We start from the raw sequence: 17843 nt of genomic DNA on the forward strand, positions 1-17843 counted from the left end.
ACGGTTCTCTCACAGAGAACCGTCTTTTTTATTAAGCCGAGAAAATGCAAAGCTCAGCATAAATTCATTATTTAGGAATAGCCGGGCGCAGCTCTTAATTTTAATTCTGAAAAAAGCTTAATCAGTTCCTGTATCAGTAAGTATTTTTCCTCCTTTGAAAAATATAGTAAAATGAAGAAGGAGGTCGATAATTGTGGATACGATTATTTTTGATATGGATGATACTTTGTATGACCAGTCAGCAACATTTAGAACCACATGTAAAAAAATGTTGAATGCATCCCTGGAGGATAGCGAGCTGGACAATCTTTATCTGCTTAGCCGTAAGTATAGTGATGAATTATTTGATGATCAGGTAGCAGGTAAAATAACGATGGAGGAAATGCATATTCGCCGTATAAAAGATGCTTGTGCAGATACAGGTATAGAAATATCAGCAGAGCAGGCTCTAGAATTTCAGAATACCTATGTTCAGGAGCAGGGGAAAATCGAATTATTTGACGAAGCTGTCCAATTGCTGGATTATCTTACAGCAGGTAAAAAGCAGCTGGCTGTTTTAACAAATGGTGCAGAAGATCACCAGACCATGAAAATAAAGCAATTAAAGCTGAGCAGATGGATACCTGAGGATTATTTATTCATTTCAGGAGCGATTGGACATGCGAAACCTTCTGTAGAAGCATTTCATTTTATTGAAGATAAGCTTGATTTAACAAAATCGAAAACAGTTTATGTTGGAGATTCCTTTGCAAATGATGTTGTTGGAGCAAAGCAAGCCGGGTGGCAGGCTGTCTGGATGAATCATCGCAACAGACAAATGCCGGAAGCTGCTGCAAAACCAGATAAAATTGTCTATAGTGCAAAGGAATTGTTAGACTTTTTTCTGGAGTCTTAATAATGCAGTAAGAAAAGCGGGATATATATCTTTGCAGAACGCTTAAAATATGTTGTGAAAACTATAATGAAAGTTTTATATTCTTAATGCTGAGGTATATAAATTTACCAGCTCTTTTGATAGAAGCATCTATAGCAAGTACATCAATGTTAGATATATTCCATATGTGTTACAATGGAGATGTTGTAAACCTTCTAAAACTATAGGTATATTTTTGTAGTAATTGCAGCAAATAATAGCAGTAATATAATGAAAATGTTAGAAAAAGAAAATATGGAGGGAACGAGTTATGGATGAAAATCTGAAAGAATTAATTATCAATAATAGTGATTCTATTGTTGATAGTTGGATGAACGAGGTTGGAAGGATAAAGGCTGGAAATTATACGGCAAGTATATCTGATGAGCTTTATGAAAATACCAACCGTGAATTTGTAAATGTTATTTTCACAAGTATTCAAAATCAAGGATCCTCAAAGGTAGTAGAGGAGTTCTCAGAGAAAATTATTAACCTTGGCTGGCCTCTTAGTTACATCACAGATGGACTGCAGATTTTTCGTCGTGTAACCATTGATTTTTTACTTGCACAAGCAGATCAGGTTGATTCGAATCATTTTTCAAATGTCTTAACTAGTGTGGATGAGTGGATTGAGCCGTTAATCCGTCAGCTTGTTAATGAGTATTCAGGAAGCTGGGAAAATATCCTCTCTCTGCAGCGGGTAGCTCTGCAGGAACTATCAGCACCGTTAATTCCAGTTATGGAAAGAATAACGGTAATGCCGCTGATTGGTACTATTGACACAGATAGAGCTAAATTGATTATGGAAAATTTACTGGAGGGGACAATTAAGCATAACTCCGAAGTTGTATTAATTGATATTACCGGAGTTCCAGTGGTGGATACGATGGTCGCGCATCATATTATCCAGGCTGCAGAAGCGGTCAGACTGATTGGGTCAACATGTATCCTTGTAGGGATTCGTCCGGAAATTGCCCAAACCATTGTAAACATCGGTATTGATTTAAGTAAATTCCCAACAAGAAGCACACTGGAGAAGGGCTTTACAAAAGCACTTGAGATTACCGAGAGAGAAGTTGTTGATTTACATGTTAAAAATCAAGGGATTGAAGATATAATGCATTCACTTAAGGGGGAGTAGAGAAAATGCGGATACCTATTTTAAAACTACATAATTATTTGCTGATTTCTATTCAGACTGAGATTGACGATCAAACAGCTATTCAATTTCAGGAGGACCTATTAGCGAAAATTCATAAAACAGGTGCCACAGGTGTTGTAATTGATTTGACATCTGTAGACATTATTGATTCCTTCATTGCAAAAGTGCTAGGTGATGTTGTATCCATGTCGGATTTAATGGGGGCCCGCGTCGTATTAACAGGAATTCAGCCTGCTGTTGCAATGACATTAATCGATTTAGGAATACACCTGCAAAATGTCCCTACTGCATTAGATTTAGAACAAGGATTAGTGAAGCTGCACCAGGAATTGGGAGGTTAATATATGAACCCAAGATCCTGTGTCAACATTCATAAAGAGTGGGATATTGTTGGAGCAAGACAGCTTGGCCGGGAAATGGCAAAAGAGATTGGATTTGGCACCGTTGATCAGGCAAGAATCGCTACAGCAGTATCTGAATTAGCTCGTAATATATATTTATATGCTGAAAATGGACAGGTTTGTTTTGAATACATCTATACAAACAGTCAAAAGGGAATATTAATGACTGCTGTTGATACTGGCCCAGGAATTAAAGATATAAGCAGCGTTATGCAAGATGGCTATACTACCTCTGGAGGACTCGGTGCGGGTCTGCCTGGAGTGAAGCGTTTAATGGATGATTTTGATATAGAATCCACCGTCGGGGAAGGAACTAAGATTAAAGCGATTAAATGGATCAGATAATCCTTTAATTTTAGTAACTTTCCTTGTTTTATCACAGATAAAACCTTCCGCCAATCTCCATTTTCTATTTTAAAGTGGAGATTGGCGGAAGGTTTACGGGCGCTGACTTTCGGAATCATATAGGTTGAAAAGCCTACTGATGAGACAGGTAATCTTAACTCTGTCAGACTGGAGAATTTAGCTATTAGTTTTTTTAAATCGTACCTATTTGAATAGGAATACAGGATAATTAGACAGCTGACGGGTATAACGAAAGAGTTACAAAACCTGAATAAAAGTATTGCATGCATAAGAGCGGTACACACCTGCCGTCAATCTCTGGGAGAGCCTAAAAAGAGAAAAGAAGATTCCGGGGTTCTTTGGAATATAGGGGGAGTAACTATAGTGAAAGAGACTATTGAAAAGAATTCAATTAAATATCAGGAGCTATTAAGAAAATATATAAATACACAAGATGAGAAAGCACTATATGACCTCGAATTAATTAGTAAAGCTTTTATCAAAAAGAACATTTTACCTGAAGAATTAATTAATTTGCATATCCAGGCAATGGAGAATATCTATCCTCAGTTAATGGATGAATATAAGCTTTCAATGGAATTTTTATTAGAAGCTACTGTTTTCTATGGACTCGCATTGCAGGAAGTAGATTATTTGAGACAGGAAAAAAATGTTCTGACCGCTGAAATCTCTGTTGCTGCCAATATGCAGAAGACATTATTAGGGACCCAAAAACCGGAAAGAAACGGTGTAGATATAGGGGTTATTAGTGTACCTGCTCATCAGATGAATGGGGATTATCACCATTTTACAGCAGGCAGTAATGGAACAATTGGAATTGCCATCGCAGATGTTATCGGTAAAGGGATACCGGCGGCATTATGTATGTCTATGATTAAATATGCAATAGACAGCTATCCCGAAGCAACGATGTCACCAAACAAGGTTCTGGAAAACTTGAATCGGGTTGTAGAGAGAAATATTGATTCAAGCATGTTTATCACGATGTGTTATGCACACTATCTGCCAATGGAAAGTAAATTAAGACTATCCTCTGCGGGTCATGAGCCGGGATATATTTATCGTGCAGAAACGGAAGAATTTGAAGAAATCCGTACAAAAGGTATTGTTCTCGGTGTGATGCCGGATGCTGAATATCGGGAATATGAATTAAATATTAATAAAGATGATTTGATTATCTTTTTGACAGATGGTGTTTCAGAGTGCCGGGATGGAGACCGTTTTATTGAAACGGAAGAACTTTTAGAAGTAATTCGGAAATATATTGATTTACCTGCACAGGAGCTGGTGGATAATGTATATCAATACTTTGAGAAATTGCAGGATTTTCAGTTGCGGGATGATTTTACATTAATTGTTCTTCGGAAAGAGGTTTAAAGATATAAAAGCCGGGAATATAGTATATTAGTCTGCAAAGTGATTAAATTATTATTTAAGAGCTTGAGAGAGAGTAAAGAAAAGTTTAGAGAAGAACTTTTCATTTACCGTATATAAAATGAAAAACGGGATTAAAATAAATTTAGATTGTATAGTCATCTATCCAGGATTTTGATGACAGAGGGGGTCATTATGAATTTATCAGTGAGAATCAATGAGGATAGTAATTTGAAAGTTTTAGAAGTAAGCGGCGAAATTGATGCCTACACAGCACCTGAGCTTAAGGAATCATTAATGCCGTTAGTGAAAGAAAGCGGCAAACAAATTGAGGTGGATTTAGAAGATGTCCAATATATGGACAGTACTGGATTGGGTGTATTTGTCAGTGCTTTAAAAGCCTCTAAAGAAAGTGGAAGTCATTTTACCTTGAAAAATGTTCAAGAACGTGTTTACCGTATTTTTGAAATTACCGGTCTTAGTGAAATTATAGATATAAAAGCAGCGATTCGAGGTGGCAACGAGTGATGGAAGCATTTGATTATATCGAAATGAAGGTCCCGGCTAAAGCGGAATATATCGGAGTAATGCGCTTAACCTTATCAGGCATTGCTAATCGGATGAGTTTTTCCTATGATGCTATTGAGGATTTAAAGGTTGCTATATCAGAAGCTGTGACCAATGCTGTAGAGCATGCTTATGGAGAAAATGAGTCCGGTGAAATCACTGTGGGCTTTGGTTTATATGAGGATCGGATTGAAATAATGGTAGCCGATCGCGGTGGAAGCTTTAATTTAGAAGAGGTAAAAAGTGAAACTGGACCATATCGTTCCGATGAACCTGTTGAAAAAATACGGGAAGGAGGGTTTGGTTTATTCCTGATTGAAGCACTAATGGACGAAGTAAAAATCAACAACAAATATGGTGTAATGGTCATTATGACTAAATACAATAGAGAAGAAGAGGTGGACATGGATGACGACCAAGTCTCAACCATTCAATAGAGGGGGAGATGAGGTTTACCAATGGATAAGTACTCTTCAGCAAGATCCGACAAACGAAGAATTACAGGAAAAGATTGTTTTAACCTATCAGAATCTTGTTGGATCTATTGCACGGAAGTATTCCAAAAACAGTGCCATTCATGAAGACCTAGTACAAGTAGGCATGATTGGATTACTTGGTGCAATTAAGAGGTACGACCCATCTTATGGTAAGTCGTTTGAATCATTCGCGATCCCGACAATAATTGGTGAAATAAAACGATTCATACGAGATAAAACATGGAGCGTTCATGTACCTCGTCGTATTAAAGAATTGGGACCAAAAATTCGAAAAAGTGCTGATGAACTGACGACCAAAAATCAAAAATCTCCTACCATTAAAGAAATCGCAGATCATATCGGTGTACCAGAAGAAGAAGTTTTAGAGACGATGGAAATGAGCAAAAGCTACAAAGCTTTATCTGTTGATCATAAAATTGAAGCTGATTCAGATGGCAGTACAGTAGCCATCTTAGATTTAATTGGAAATGAAGATAACAGCTTTAAAAACCTTGAGCAAAAAATGATGCTTGAAAAAATACTTCCGGTTTTATCAGAACGGGAGCAATTAATTCTGGAATGTACGTATTTCAAAAATATGAGTCAAAAAGAAACAGGAGAAAAGCTGGGAATTTCACAAATGCATGTTTCAAGGCTTCAAAGAAGAGCACTCCGTAAATTAAGAGAAACAATGCAAACGGAAAGCACGGAGGTATTCGATTGATTTCCGGCAAATATGTAGATGTTTCTGTTTATCAAAAATCAAAAAAAGGTAACCATTTTTGTGGAGATAGTTACTTTTTTGTGGAAGAAGACCAGATATTTTTAGGAGTGCTCGCAGATGGTCTTGGAAGCGGAGAAATTGCAAAGGAATCCTCACAGGCTGTCATAGATATTGTGAACCAGCATAAGTACAAAACAGTTAAAGAAATCATTGAGCTATGTAACAAACGGCTAATTGGCATGCGTGGAGCAGTTATGGGCATTTTAAAAATAGACTTCATTCAACAGACCTTTACTTTTTCTTCCATAGGAAATATAGGAATAATTGTTTTGGAAAATGGAGTTAAAAAAAAGAGAAATATCCCAAGCTCCGGATATTTGGGCTCCCGTTACCGTGGTGTAAAAGTGATGACAGAAAAATTAAGTGAAGGGACAAACTTCATTGTATTTTCTGACGGGGTAATGGATAAAGAGTTATCTCAGTATTTTTTTAAAGACTATAATGTCGACAGAATTACAGAAGCCTATGCACGTTATAGTGACAATATAAGACAAGATGATACAACATTATTAGCAATCAGGTACAAAGGAGAAAAAGGTTGATTTGTATGCAAATAACATGAACGCTGTTTCAGCTGTTATTGGACTACAAATCAATCTTTTTTTGTGTCAGAAAGCATTGCTCCGCTTAATTTGATACAATAGAAAGCAGAGTAAGGAGGAGAATCACCAGTGAATTTAGATGAAAAATTAATTACAATCGTATCAAAGGATACCAAAGTACAAGATAAAATTGTTTTGAAAGTAATTTCTCTTTTAGATGAGGGGAACACAGTTCCATTTATTGCAAGGTATCGAAAGGAAGCAACAGGTGGGATGGATGAAGTAAAAATCAAAGAAATACAGGATAGATGGGCATATGTGCTTCACCTGTCTGAGCGAAAACAGGAAGTTCTCCGTATCATTGAAGAACAAGGTAAATTAACAGATGAATTAAGGAATGAAATTGAGAAAGCAACAAAGCTTCAAAAAGTAGAAGACTTATATCGTCCTTATAAGCAAAAACGCCGGACAAGAGCAACTATTGCTAAAGAAAAAGGATTGGAGCCGCTGGCACAAATTATTTGGGAGCAGAAGGAATCCGTTGATTTAGAACAGAAGGCAGCAGAGTTTTTCTCAGAAGAACATGAGTTAAACACAGTAGAAGAAGTACTCCAGGGAGTTAATGATATTATCGCTGAATGGATTTCTGATGAACCTGTTTACCGTGAATTTATTCGTGATACAACGATGAAACAGGGGCTGATCAGGTCCCAGGATAAAAATAAAGAAGCTGACGAAAAACAGATTTTTGAAATGTATTATGAATATAATGAAGCAGTACGTTCGCTTGTCTCCCACCGTATTCTTGCACTTAACCGCGGTGAAAAGGAAGGTATTTTAAAAGTTCAGTTGGAGCCTCCAGTGGATAAAATAATCTCCTATTTAGAACAAAAGGTTATTAAGAAAACCTGCCCGCAAAATATAAAGGAATTGCTAACAACAGCGGTGGAAGACAGCTATAAAAGGCTGATTGAGCCATCTGTGGAAAGAGAGATACGAAGTGCACTTACAGAAAAAGCAGAAGCACAGGCAATTGAGGTTTTCTCGGTTAACCTAAGAAATTTATTACTGCAGCCGCCATTAAAAGGAAAGGTTATTCTGGGAGTTGACCCTGCTTTCCGTACTGGCTGTAAGCTTGCTGTTGTGGATGAAACCGGGAAAGTCCATCAAATAAATGTAATCTATCCGACTGCTCCAAGAAAAGATGTGAAGGGAGCAGAAAAGGTTGTTATGGAATTGATTAATCAGTTTGATGTCGAGCTGATTGCGATTGGAAATGGAACGGCATCCAGAGAAACAGAGCAATTTATTTCGGATGTGTTAACAAATAATAAGTTGGATATGCCGTATATTATTGTAAATGAAGCTGGTGCAAGTGTGTACTCTGCATCTGCTCTGGCAAGAGAAGAATTCCCTGATCTGCAGGTAGAGGAAAGAAGTGCTGTTTCTATTGCAAGAAGGGTGCAGGATCCGTTAGCCGAGCTTGTGAAAATTGATCCAAAGTCTATCGGTGTCGGGCAATATCAGCATGATGTCAGTCAAAAAGAACTGTCCAATTCATTAACATTTGTAGTAGAGACAGCTGTTAACCAGGTCGGTGTAAATGTAAATACAGCCTCTTCTTCCCTTTTACAATATGTATCCGGATTAAGTAAAGCTGTTGCGAATAATGTGATTAAACGGCGGGAAGAGGAAGGGAAGTTTACGAATCGGAAGCAGTTAAAGAAGATTCCGCGGCTTGGTGCAAAAACATATGAGCAGGCAATTGGTTTCCTGAGAATTGTAGACGGAGATACACCGCTTGACCGTACACCTATTCACCCGGAAAGCTATCCACATGTAAAAGCTTTACTAAACAAATTTGATTTAGATGAGCAGGCATTGGGCACAGAGCCTTTACAGCAAAAGATTAAAGAAATGAATAAACAAGCTGCAGCAGAAGAACTGGGAATCGGTTTGCCGACTTTGGAGGATATTCTTGAAGCATTAAGCAAGCCGGAACGCGACCTGCGGGATGATTTTCCACAGCCATTATTGAAGAAAAATGTCATGAATATGGAAGATTTAAAGCCTGGTATGGAGCTGCAGGGAACGGTTCGTAATGTGGTTGATTTTGGAGTATTCGTTGATATCGGTGTGAAACAGGACGGGCTTGTGCATATCTCTAAAATGTCAAAGCAGTTCGTTAAGCACCCGATGGATGTTGCATCTGTAGGTGATGTCGTTACTGTCTGGGTGGACGATGTGAATGTCCAAAAAGGCAGAATTGCGCTTTCTATGATTCAATAAACATAGTAGTTAGTAAAAAGGAAAGGAACTTCAGCAACTTGAAGTTTCTTTTCTAATAAAAAAATGAAGACTCTCGCCTTACATAAGGGAGAAATCCTCATTTTTTACTTGTGATTATTTTACAGATGCTTCGTTTGCTGCTTCCACTTCATCAAGAGAGATGCCAATTGCTTCTGCAACACCTTTACCGTAATCTGGATCTGCTTTATAGCAGTTGTTGATGTGGCGAAGTTTTACTGATTTTGATGCAGGAGCAATATCATCTGCTGTATTTTGGAAAAGCAGTTGTTTCTGCTCATCAGACATTAAACGGAATAACTTACCTGGCTGTTCATAGTAAAGACTATCATCTTCATCAAAGTCATAGTAATCAACATCTGCACCCAGCTGTAATGCAGGCTCCTGATGCTCTTTGCTATCTTCCCACTCACCATATTGGTTCGGGCTGTAGCTGACTTGTCCACCTTGGTAAGGCATCACACGCATTGCTCCATCACGGTGATATGGATGGAAGTTTTTCGCGTTTTTAGGGTAGTTAACCGGAATTTGCCAATGGTTAACACCAAGACGGTAACGCTGTGCATCTCCATAAGAGAATAGACGGCCTTGTAACATTTTATCTGGAGAGAACCCGATTCCAGGTACAATGTTAGTTGGAGCAAATGCAGACTGTTCTACCTCTTCATGGTAGTTTTCAGGATTTTTATTAAGCTCTAATTCGCCAACTTCAATAAGCGGGAATTCATCTTTATACCATACTTTCGTTAAATCAAACGGGTTGTAAGGCATATTTGCAGCTTCTTCTTCTGTCATTACTTGAATATACATTTTCCATTTAGGAAAATTGCCTTCTTCAATATTCGTATATAAATCACGTTGGTGACTTTCACGATCTCCACCGACAATTTTTGCAGCTTCTTCGTTTGTAAGGTTTTCAATTCCCTGTTGTGTTCTGAAGTGGAATTTCACCCATACACGCTCGTTATCTGCATTGTATAAGCTGTAAGCATGACTGCCAAATAAATGCATGTTACGATAAGATTTTGGAATACCGCGGTCAGACATAACAATTGTAACTTGGTGAAGTGCTTCTGGTTGATTTGTCCAGAAGTCCCAGTTTGCATCAGCATTTTTCATGTTTGTTTTTGGATCACGTTTTACAACATGGTTTAAGTCCGGGAAACGTTTAGGATCTCTCATAAAGAATACAGGGGTGTTGTTACCAACTAAATCCCAATTACCTTCTTCTGTATAGAATTTCATAGCTGTTCCGCGGATATCACGCTCAGCATCAGCTGCACCACGCTCACCAGCTACTGTGGAGAAACGGATGAACATATCTGTTTTCTTACCAACTTCAGAGAAGATTTTTGCTTTTGTATATTTTGTAATGTCGTTTGTAATTGTTAATGTTCCATAAGCACCAGATCCTTTTGCGTGCATACGACGTTCAGGAATTACTTCACGATCAAAGTGTGCAAGTTTTTCAAGGAACCAAAAGTCTTCCATTAATAATGGACCACGTTTACCGGCCGTTTTGGAATCATCATCATTTGGAACAGGAGCACCAAATGCAGTGGTCATTTTTCTTTTTTCACTCATAAATAGTTTCCCTCCTAAGTATATATTAAATACAATTATTATAATAACATAATAACTAGTAGATTGCTATTAATATTCTGTGTTATTTATATGAATTTTTATTAATAGTATAATTGAGTTCTGTGTTGGCAGTGAAAAACGTATCTATTAACAAACAAAAGAAAAGTTTTATATTCTTTTGTTAAGAAATAAGTTTCTAAATGAAAGATTCTATTTATTCTCAATTAGATAAACTAAATGAGAATTGAATTTTGATATAAATCATATTATAATAGAATAGATGTTCTTAAAAATATTTCTGTTTATTAATGAGTGAGCAGGCTCGCTTTTTAGGGGAGACTGCTAAAAGGGTATAATCAATGATATATAGGAAGTAAGTTTTTGAATTTGCGATAAGGCAGAGAAAAATTCTGCAGAATAAAGTGTGATTTTATTTTTCAGGAGATGAAATATATGATGAGTCCCATTTCAGATAAGGAATTGTATGAGCTGGTAAACCAGTTGTCAGAGACTTATTTTAATAAGCCGTTCATTGATAAAGTCCAGTTTAATGCCCGTTTACGGACTACTGGTGGAAGATATATTCCGAGCAGACGGATCATTGAATTAAATCCTAAATATGTCTTGGAATTTGAAAAGGAAGAACTTTACGGTATTATTAAACATGAACTTTGTCATTATCATCTGCATATTGAAGGAAAGGGCTATGGGCACCGCGATAGGGATTTCAGAGAATTGCTTGCAAAAACAGGTTCTCCCCGTCACTGTAAACAACTGCCTTCTGAACAGAAACGTTACCGCTATATATATGAGTGTCAAAAATGTAAAGCTGTTTATAAAAGAGTAAGAAAAGTGGATGTGTCCAGGTATCGATGCGGCAAATGCAGAGGAAAATTGAAGCTGGTTTAAATTTTTTTGAAATAAGTATTGACGAATAATATTTTCCATGATAAATTAATGAAGCTGATACGAAATGACAGTCTTCTTTCTTGAGAATAACCTGCCTTCAGACATTGTCGAATTGCACAGAGTTTTGGTTAACTTTCTAGGCAAAGAAAAGCTTTTAAAGTTTTTGTTGACAAAAAACAGGATATATTGTATGATATTTCTTGTTGTTGCGTAATTAAGATATTACATAGCAAGTGACTGTATACTTTTACATTCCACAGTAGCTCAGTGGTAGAGCAATCGGCTGTTAACCGATCGGTCGTAGGTTCGAATCCTACCTGTGGAGCCTTTAATGGAGAAGTACTCAAGTGGCTGAAGAGGCGCCCCTGCTAAGGGTGTAGGTCGTGTAAGCGGCGCGAGGGTTCAAATCCCTCCTTCTCCGCCATTTAAATTTTCATAATGGCCCGTTGGTCAAGCGGTTAAGACACCGCCCTTTCACGGCGGTAACACGGGTTCGAATCCCGTACGGGTCATCTTTCTAAAAAATTAAAATAAATAGTTGGTCCGGTAGTTCAGTTGGTTAGAATGCCTGCCTGTCACGCAGGAGGTCGCGGGTTCGAGTCCCGTCCGGACCGCCATTATAGTTGGGCCATAGCCAAGCGGTAAGGCATCGGGTTTTGATCCCGTGTACCCTAGGTTCGAATCCTAGTGGCCCAGCCATTTTTATTTTTAGAAGGAGTACATGCTAATACTATTCACGTTAATAGTATTTTTTTATTTCAAAAGCAGTATTTTATTTAGGAGCCATTAGCTCAGTCGGTAGAGCAACGAGCAAAGCTTCCACCGAATAAGCTTCGAGTAACCCCGAAGCATATACTTCAAAGGGAGGGCTTGCAGATGCAGGGGTCTGCCAAAATGAGAAGCACTAAATAAAGCAATACTCCATTTAACATAGGAGCCATTAGCTCAGTCGGTAGAGCATCTGACTTTTAATCAGAGGGTCGAAGGTTCGAATCCTTCATGGCTCACCATTTTATTTTTTGCGGATGTGGCGGAATTGGCAGACGCGCTGGAATCAGGCTCCAGTGTCCGTTAAGGACGTGGGGGTTCGACTCCCTTCATCCGCACCATTTATATTCTATGCGGTCATGGCGGAATGGCAGACGCGCCAGGTTGAGGGCCTGGTGGGTGAATAACCCGTGGAGGTTCAAATCCTCTTGACCGCATCATATGTATAAATCATTCATATCAAGGGTTTTAGACCTTTGATATTTTTTTATGCACTCATTTTATGGGCACTAAAATATATGTTGGGGAAGAGAAAGAATTCAAACAATAAAAAAACACTTCTCGAAAAATTAAGAAGTGTAGAATATGTTGATAAAATAATTATTTAGTTTTTTAGATAACTGTAAAACGTAAATGTTTTAGTATAAATCTAAATTTACTCATTGAACCGTAATAAAGGTTGGGTTGTACAGCGGAAAGAACCGCCGAAACTTCTGGAAATACGGTAATCAGTATACTCAACCGTTACCCCTTTTTTGGTTAATTGCTCACCAATGGATTGAAATTCCATGTCCGTTACGTATACATCTTCATTTATAGGTAAACCATTTGTTATTAATTTTTGCGCATCCTCCAAAGAAACAGATATTTTATCCCAATTTTTTAGAGTTTCCGGGATATCTTCGAGAAACGCTTCTTCGCAAACTATCATTAAACCATCTTTGACTAAGCTTAAAGCGCAGTCTAAATGCAATATCTTAGGATGAAGCGGTACTTCGGTAACCGTGTATCCGAAATTTGATAAGAAATTTCTTAACCAAACTATGCCTTCATGATTAGAGGCAAGTCCTGATGTACCAACGAAAATTTCTTTGTTTAGAACTAATACATCACCACCTTCAAGAAAAGGACCTTTCATATTAAAAAAATCACCTGATCGATCTGCTTGCGGTACTGACAGATAAAGGCACTTATTTTTTTCAGATTCTTGTTCCAGAATATGTCTTATAGGCATTACTTCTTTTTTTCTATGACCAAGTTTCATACTTCCCTCAATAATCATTTGTCCAATAACAAAGAAAGGGTCTCTTGCAAAGAAATTACTGTAGCCATCTTCCTTTCCTTCTACTTTTTCTTCTTTGGTAAGCAGTCTAGGACGTAAAATTTCAACTTTATATTTTTGAAGTATTTTCTCAAAATTTTCTTTTTCGACTTCCCACTTATTTTGTAAAGCTGGGAAAGCATCTGCAATATCTTTTCCTTCAGCACCTTCTAATGCTTTTAACGAGTCTTCAGTCAGAAATTGCTCAGTTTCTTTATTGATTCTAGCTGGTAAAGAAAATTGTGATTGTGCTAAAACTACTCTTTTTAGCGGGGCAAATTCGCTCTCAACGAAAATCTGGTTACTTTTCATCTTAGTTATATTTCCTTTCTTGAATTATTTATTTTCCTTTGCATTAGCATGAATACCGTTCCAAAAAACAGACCATATGGTGTTTAATCTATGTTCATAACCTTCATAAGGAGAACTCATCATATAGAAAAGCATACCGTCCAATAAAGTGGTAAATGAAGTCACTACTGCTTCTTCGTCTATTAAGTTATCCGTTTTATCATTTCTTAAGATAGAAAAAACAAGGTTTCGAATTGCTTGTTCTACTTCTTTGTTTTTAGCTGTTATAAGATCTTTAAAATTTTCCGGAGGGTAAATTCCATATCTTTTTAGAAAGAGACCTTTCTCATTCATATAATAGTATTTATTCAGCTCAACTAAAATATAATATAATTTTTTTTTCAATGGAAAATCCTTAATAACGTAGGATTGTTCTTTGATAAAACTTAAATAATCTTCAATCACAAAATTTACAATTTGTTCGAAAAGAGCTTGTTTACTTTCAAAATAAGCATAAATAGAAGGAGGTTTAATTTTTACATTTTTGGCTATATCTTTAAGAGATGTCTCCTCATAACCATAGGAGGAAAACAAGCCTAAACCTTGTTCTAATATCCTTTTTTTTGTTTCTTCCCCTTTTTTCAATGAATTTTTCACCTCATTTTGATAACGTTCATCAAGTTATTAATTTTAAGCTTACTATACAAAAAATAATTCCCGCAACTAAAACAAGCTTTTTCGCATTTTTTGGTTCTTTAAATAAAAACATTCCCAGTAAAACACTTCCTGATGCACCTATGCCTGTCCATATACCATAACCTATACTAATAGGTATTTCGATTAATGAAACGGAAAGAAAGAAAAAACTTAAACACATAAATAAAATAAAAAAGATGGTAGGTTTTAATTTTGAAAAACCTTCCGTTAATTTTAGATTAATAATACCTCCAACTTCAAAAACGCCAGCTAATATTAAAAATAACCAGTACATATTACACGCTACCTCCTGTATTTTCCTCTTCTTTGGGTTCGTCTGAAATTAGTTTAAGTCCAATAATACAGCTGATTAAAAGAACAACCAGCAAAATTTTAGTTAAACTCACTGAGTCTCCTAAAAGTGTCATCCCCACTAGAGCTGTGCCAAAAGCGCCTAAACCAGTGAATACTGCATACGCTGTTGAAACAGGCAGTATTTTTAATGTTTTAGCGAAGAACCACCAACTAAGAATTAATAATATAATTGTCGGGATAACAATTTCTATTCTAGTAAAACCTTCTGAAAAACCAAGACCAAGCGCCCAACCAACTTCAAAAATTCCACCAATAATTAAATACAACCAAGCCATAATAATCTCTCCTTTTTCGTATTGCAGCTAACTAACGGTCGTTAGATTTTAATGATAAAAAACTATATTATTTTTATATAAAAGGTATTACCATCTTTAAAACAACTCCTTTAACTATAAAACTAACTAACGTACGTTAGATTTTATACAATTTAAATGAACTTTGCAAGTACAATGTTTAAATTATTTTAAATAAAATAGGGGTTTGTTATAGTGATAAAAAATGAGTAGAGGGTATCGTGTGATGGACAAAATATTAGTAATGGCTGATACAGAGTCATTTACATCTAATCTATTTCAAAAAGCTGCACAATTATCAAAAGGGATGGAGACTCTTTTTGAGGTAATCCTCTTCAAGTAAATGAAGAAGAAAATTCTAACAAAGCAGAATTAGAATATACGATTTCTGAAATACATAAATTAAGTAAAAAGTTTGAAGCAAATCAAATTCATATAAAAAAAGTGAAAATAATCGTGATATATTTCTTAGCCTAAAAGCATTTATTAATAAACATACTTTCACTCAGTTAGAGTTACTATGCATACAGGAGATTCATACTGGAAAGTAATTATTTATGGACCTTTTAAAAATTTCTTAATCAGTAAAATGCCTTATATTAGATTTACATTTTTTATCTTCGTAACAATTGAAACACTATAATTAATCTAATGAGCAAGGGAAATATGCATATTTACATAAAACGGAAAGTAACAACTCTTATTCATTAACTTTTGAAAGGAAATTGGAAGATGATATCAAGGGCGTATTTTTTAAGAAGGCAGCCACCGATTTTGACAGTGACACATTTATGAGTTGAACAGATGAATTAAAGCAATATAAAATCACTGTTGGCAAAGTAAGCGAAAATAAGAAGTATCCTAAGTTAAAAAGATGAAAATTAAAATCCGCATGATAATTATGTTTATTCAAATAATATTTGGTTTTGTTTATTGTTGCCGTTTTGTTGCCGAAATTAGTGTGAAGATAAGGTAAATGAAGTAGTGAGATAAGTTAAAGTACAGTATTAGTGGTTTTGGTACATATGATACGGTGGAACGAGATTGAGGGTCTGGTGGGTGAATAACTCGTGTGGGTTCAAATCCCACCGACCGCATTAAATTGTAAAGTCGATTATATCAAGGGTGATAAGCTCTTGAAATTTTAAAAGCACTCATTCCAATGATGGAAAATGAGTGCTTTTTTACGTGAGTTAGTCCAGCTTTGTCCGTATAAATATAAAGAAAAATAAAGCGAGCTGGTACTCAAACAAGCTCTAAATAAAATAGAATAAAAAAAACTGGATGGGCTGTTTTTCCATTCTATAATACTGTTAAATTAGATCATAGAGTAAATATATTACGACAATGGTTAATAATAAAAAGACAATAAAATGAAGACCAAACGATTTCTTTCTCACTAAATCAATTATTTTTGTCACATAAGCGAGAGTCAAAATGATTAATAGTATTAACCAAAAATACCCGTCCATAAAACTAGAATAAAAAAATAGGGACGCAAAACCAATTATTGCTAATAATATAGCAGCATAATCAAAAACACTTCTTTTTTTATTATCTTCCAAATTTAATAACACCTCTTTTTTTATTCCTGAAATTTAGTTAGCATGGAAGAGCTTATATTAAATAGTATATGTGAATCAACATAAAATGAGAATTAATGAATGCATTAATATAGCGGGTTTGTTACATATTGGTACTGTCTCACTTAATTGATGGTCTGTTGAATAAATAACTCGTGTGGGTGCCGATCCTGCTGACCACATCAAATGTAGAAAGCACTCATTTAAGGGGCTTTTTTTATTGCTTTGTTTCTAATGCAATTTATCAGCAGTTTCTCTTTGTTTATTCTGGAACAAGTAACCATAAATATTAATTATCTCTGGTTGCTGGAACATGTTGACTTGAAAGAATTTTAACCCAATAAACCAGTCCAATTAAAAGATTTATAATATTCATAACATAAATCATTTTTGATATAATTACTTTGATAAATAAGAATGGAGTGATTCTATAAATGAGTTTAATCAGAGAATCACTGCAAGGCTGTAAATTATCAGCGAGAGGAGCGATGCTTATGAAACAGGATTTATTTCTTATCCTGGACGAATATGCAGATGGGGAAGGTGCTTACTTATCATCAACATTAAATCAGAGTGAGGATTGGTCGGTTCATAAGATTTCTTTGGGGGATACGGTAAGTTCCATTGGCGGTTTTAAAACTGCTGTCGATTATATCATTGGTTCTGAACCTGGGAATTTTAATCTATTGAATGGTAGGCGGGAATACATGGAATAATGATAATAAAAAGCTTTTCCATTTAATCAAAACTGCATTTCAAAATAATATACCTGTAGGAGCTATATGTGGAGCTGTGGATTACTTAGCGAAAAACGGTTTTCTAAATGATTATAATCATACGGGTAATTCTGTTGATGCTTGGAATGACTATGAAAATTATCATGCTAAGAACAGTTTTTTCAGCAGCAAGCAGTAAAAGATAAAAATTTAATCACTGCAAACGGAACCGCTCCTATTGAATTTACGCATTTAGTTTTAGAGTGATTGAATTTGATACCTCCGTAAATATTAAAAAAATGATGTATATGTATAAGCATGGATTTTATAAATATTGTGAAAAATATGGGAACCCCTTTTAGTTCATTTTTATTCAAAATGATTGTTTAATCAATATAGAATACGTCCTTTTTAC

At 35.9% G+C, this 17843-nt stretch carries 16 protein-coding genes, 8 tRNA genes and 1 pseudogene; 20 read left to right on the forward strand and 5 right to left on the reverse strand.

All coding sequences use genetic code 11. The features are described from left to right. The first annotated feature begins 193 nt into the window (after positions 1-193). The 10 genes from MHH51_RS05400 (at position 194) to MHH51_RS05445 (ending at position 8874) form a co-directional block, all read left to right on the forward strand. Positions 194-895: an HAD family hydrolase gene (locus MHH51_RS05400; protein ID WP_339284886.1), complete on the forward strand. Its 702-nt coding sequence runs from the start codon at positions 194-196 to the stop codon at positions 893-895. A 289-nt stretch (positions 896-1184) separates the two neighbouring features. Beyond that, positions 1185-2054 (forward strand): RsbT co-antagonist protein RsbRA, encoded by an 870-nt coding sequence (locus MHH51_RS05405; protein WP_339284888.1) that lies wholly within the window; start codon positions 1185-1187, stop codon positions 2052-2054. A gap of 5 nt (positions 2055-2059) precedes the next feature. Then, entirely contained in the window at positions 2060-2416 is a 357-nt protein-coding gene (locus MHH51_RS05410; RefSeq protein WP_156985641.1) for an STAS domain-containing protein, read from the forward strand. Positions 2417-2419: 3 nt separating this feature from the next. Further along, positions 2420-2821, forward strand: a complete 402-nt coding sequence (locus MHH51_RS05415; RefSeq protein WP_339284890.1) for an anti-sigma regulatory factor — start codon at positions 2420-2422, stop codon at positions 2819-2821. A 384-nt stretch (positions 2822-3205) separates the two neighbouring features. After that, complete coding sequence (locus tag MHH51_RS05420; protein ID WP_147211139.1) at positions 3206-4219, forward strand: PP2C family protein-serine/threonine phosphatase; 1014 nt, start codon at positions 3206-3208, stop codon at positions 4217-4219. Positions 4220-4411: 192 nt separating this feature from the next. Further along, positions 4412-4744, forward strand: a complete 333-nt coding sequence (locus MHH51_RS05425) for an STAS domain-containing protein (RefSeq protein ID WP_339284894.1) — start codon at positions 4412-4414, stop codon at positions 4742-4744. Then, a complete protein-coding gene (rsbW, locus tag MHH51_RS05430; RefSeq protein ID WP_147211137.1) occupies positions 4744-5220 on the forward strand; it encodes an anti-sigma B factor RsbW in 477 nt (158 codons plus the stop codon). The genes MHH51_RS05425 and rsbW overlap by 1 nt, the downstream gene beginning before the upstream one ends. Continuing rightward, positions 5192-5983, forward strand: coding sequence for an RNA polymerase sigma factor SigB (gene sigB, locus MHH51_RS05435; protein ID WP_147211136.1), 792 nt, complete (start codon positions 5192-5194; stop codon positions 5981-5983). Before rsbW ends, sigB begins: the two co-directional genes overlap by 29 nt. Next, positions 5980-6585: a SpoIIE family protein phosphatase gene (locus MHH51_RS05440; protein WP_147211135.1), complete on the forward strand. Its 606-nt coding sequence runs from the start codon at positions 5980-5982 to the stop codon at positions 6583-6585. The genes sigB and MHH51_RS05440 overlap by 4 nt, the downstream gene beginning before the upstream one ends. A gap of 129 nt (positions 6586-6714) precedes the next feature. Next, positions 6715-8874 (forward strand): Tex family protein, encoded by a 2160-nt coding sequence (locus MHH51_RS05445; protein ID WP_339284896.1) that lies wholly within the window; start codon positions 6715-6717, stop codon positions 8872-8874. A 114-nt stretch (positions 8875-8988) separates the two neighbouring features. On the opposite strand, the gene MHH51_RS05450 is transcribed toward MHH51_RS05445, so the two are convergent. After that, positions 8989-10476 (reverse strand): catalase, encoded by a 1488-nt coding sequence (locus MHH51_RS05450; protein ID WP_147211133.1) that lies wholly within the window; start codon positions 10474-10476, stop codon positions 8989-8991. A gap of 456 nt (positions 10477-10932) precedes the next feature. On the opposite strand from MHH51_RS05450, the gene MHH51_RS05455 reads away from it, so the two are divergent. The 9 genes from MHH51_RS05455 to MHH51_RS05495 all read left to right on the forward strand — a co-directional run bounded on the left by MHH51_RS05455 (position 10933) and on the right by MHH51_RS05495 (position 12590). Further along, entirely contained in the window at positions 10933-11385 is a 453-nt protein-coding gene (locus MHH51_RS05455; protein WP_147211281.1) for a SprT family protein, read from the forward strand. A gap of 253 nt (positions 11386-11638) precedes the next feature. After that, positions 11639-11710, forward strand: a tRNA-Asn gene (locus tag MHH51_RS05460). Positions 11711-11718: 8 nt separating this feature from the next. Then, positions 11719-11809: transfer RNA gene (locus MHH51_RS05465), tRNA-Ser, on the forward strand. A gap of 16 nt (positions 11810-11825) precedes the next feature. Continuing rightward, positions 11826-11897 (forward strand) — tRNA-Glu (locus MHH51_RS05470). Between the two features lie 28 nt (positions 11898-11925). Then, positions 11926-12002, forward strand: a tRNA-Asp gene (locus MHH51_RS05475). A gap of 7 nt (positions 12003-12009) precedes the next feature. Then, a tRNA-Gln gene (locus MHH51_RS05480) sits at positions 12010-12084 on the forward strand. Positions 12085-12319: 235 nt separating this feature from the next. Continuing rightward, positions 12320-12395 (forward strand) — tRNA-Lys (locus tag MHH51_RS05485). Between the two features lie 11 nt (positions 12396-12406). Next, a tRNA-Leu gene (locus tag MHH51_RS05490) sits at positions 12407-12494 on the forward strand. A gap of 12 nt (positions 12495-12506) precedes the next feature. Continuing rightward, positions 12507-12590, forward strand: a tRNA-Leu gene (locus MHH51_RS05495). Between the two features lie 218 nt (positions 12591-12808). Here the strand turns inward: MHH51_RS05495 and MHH51_RS05500 are convergent. The 4 genes from MHH51_RS05500 to MHH51_RS05515 are packed head-to-tail and all read right to left on the reverse strand — an operon-like array spanning position 12809 to position 15111. Beyond that, the gene (locus MHH51_RS05500) at positions 12809-13786 is read right to left on the reverse strand and encodes an arginine deiminase family protein (RefSeq protein WP_339284897.1); all 978 of its coding nucleotides are present in this window, start codon (positions 13784-13786) and stop codon (positions 12809-12811) included. A 24-nt stretch (positions 13787-13810) separates the two neighbouring features. Continuing rightward, on the reverse strand, positions 13811-14410 hold the full coding sequence (locus MHH51_RS05505; RefSeq protein WP_339284899.1) for a TetR/AcrR family transcriptional regulator: 600 nt from the start codon (positions 14408-14410) through the stop codon (positions 13811-13813). Positions 14411-14441: 31 nt separating this feature from the next. After that, complete coding sequence (locus MHH51_RS05510) at positions 14442-14756, reverse strand: multidrug efflux SMR transporter (RefSeq protein WP_147211130.1); 315 nt, start codon at positions 14754-14756, stop codon at positions 14442-14444. A gap of 1 nt (position 14757) precedes the next feature. After that, positions 14758-15111 carry a multidrug efflux SMR transporter gene (locus tag MHH51_RS05515; RefSeq protein ID WP_339284900.1) on the reverse strand — a complete coding sequence of 118 codons (354 nt, stop codon included), beginning with the start codon at positions 15109-15111 and terminating at the stop codon, positions 14758-14760. A gap of 2095 nt (positions 15112-17206) precedes the next feature. Between MHH51_RS05515 and MHH51_RS05520 the strand changes: the two are divergent. Next, positions 17207-17790, forward strand: a pseudogene (locus MHH51_RS05520) (type 1 glutamine amidotransferase family protein). The last annotated feature ends 53 nt before the right edge of the window (positions 17791-17843 follow it).

It is taken from the genome of Oceanobacillus sp. FSL K6-3682 (genome assembly GCF_037976165.1).
Taxonomy (GTDB): domain Bacteria; phylum Bacillota; class Bacilli; order Bacillales; family Amphibacillaceae; genus Oceanobacillus; species Oceanobacillus sojae.

Coding starts and splice junctions, on each gene's coding strand:
- MHH51_RS05425 (WP_339284894.1), top strand. CDS start 4,412: ATGAATTTATCAGTGAGAATCAATGAGGATAGTAATTTGAAAGTTTTA.
- MHH51_RS05405 (WP_339284888.1), top strand. CDS start 1,185: ATGGATGAAAATCTGAAAGAATTAATTATCAATAATAGTGATTCTATT.
- MHH51_RS05415 (WP_339284890.1), top strand. CDS start 2,420: ATGAACCCAAGATCCTGTGTCAACATTCATAAAGAGTGGGATATTGTT.
- MHH51_RS05515 (WP_339284900.1), bottom strand. CDS start 15,111: ATGGCTTGGTTGTATTTAATTATTGGTGGAATTTTTGAAGTTGGTTGG.
- MHH51_RS05410 (WP_156985641.1), top strand. CDS start 2,060: ATGCGGATACCTATTTTAAAACTACATAATTATTTGCTGATTTCTATT.
- MHH51_RS05455 (WP_147211281.1), top strand. CDS start 10,933: ATGAGTCCCATTTCAGATAAGGAATTGTATGAGCTGGTAAACCAGTTG.
- rsbW (WP_147211137.1), top strand. CDS start 4,744: ATGGAAGCATTTGATTATATCGAAATGAAGGTCCCGGCTAAAGCGGAA.
- MHH51_RS05500 (WP_339284897.1), bottom strand. CDS start 13,786: ATGAAAAGTAACCAGATTTTCGTTGAGAGCGAATTTGCCCCGCTAAAA.
- MHH51_RS05450 (WP_147211133.1), bottom strand. CDS start 10,476: ATGAGTGAAAAAAGAAAAATGACCACTGCATTTGGTGCTCCTGTTCCA.
- MHH51_RS05510 (WP_147211130.1), bottom strand. CDS start 14,756: ATGTACTGGTTATTTTTAATATTAGCTGGCGTTTTTGAAGTTGGAGGT.
- sigB (WP_147211136.1), top strand. CDS start 5,192: ATGACGACCAAGTCTCAACCATTCAATAGAGGGGGAGATGAGGTTTAC.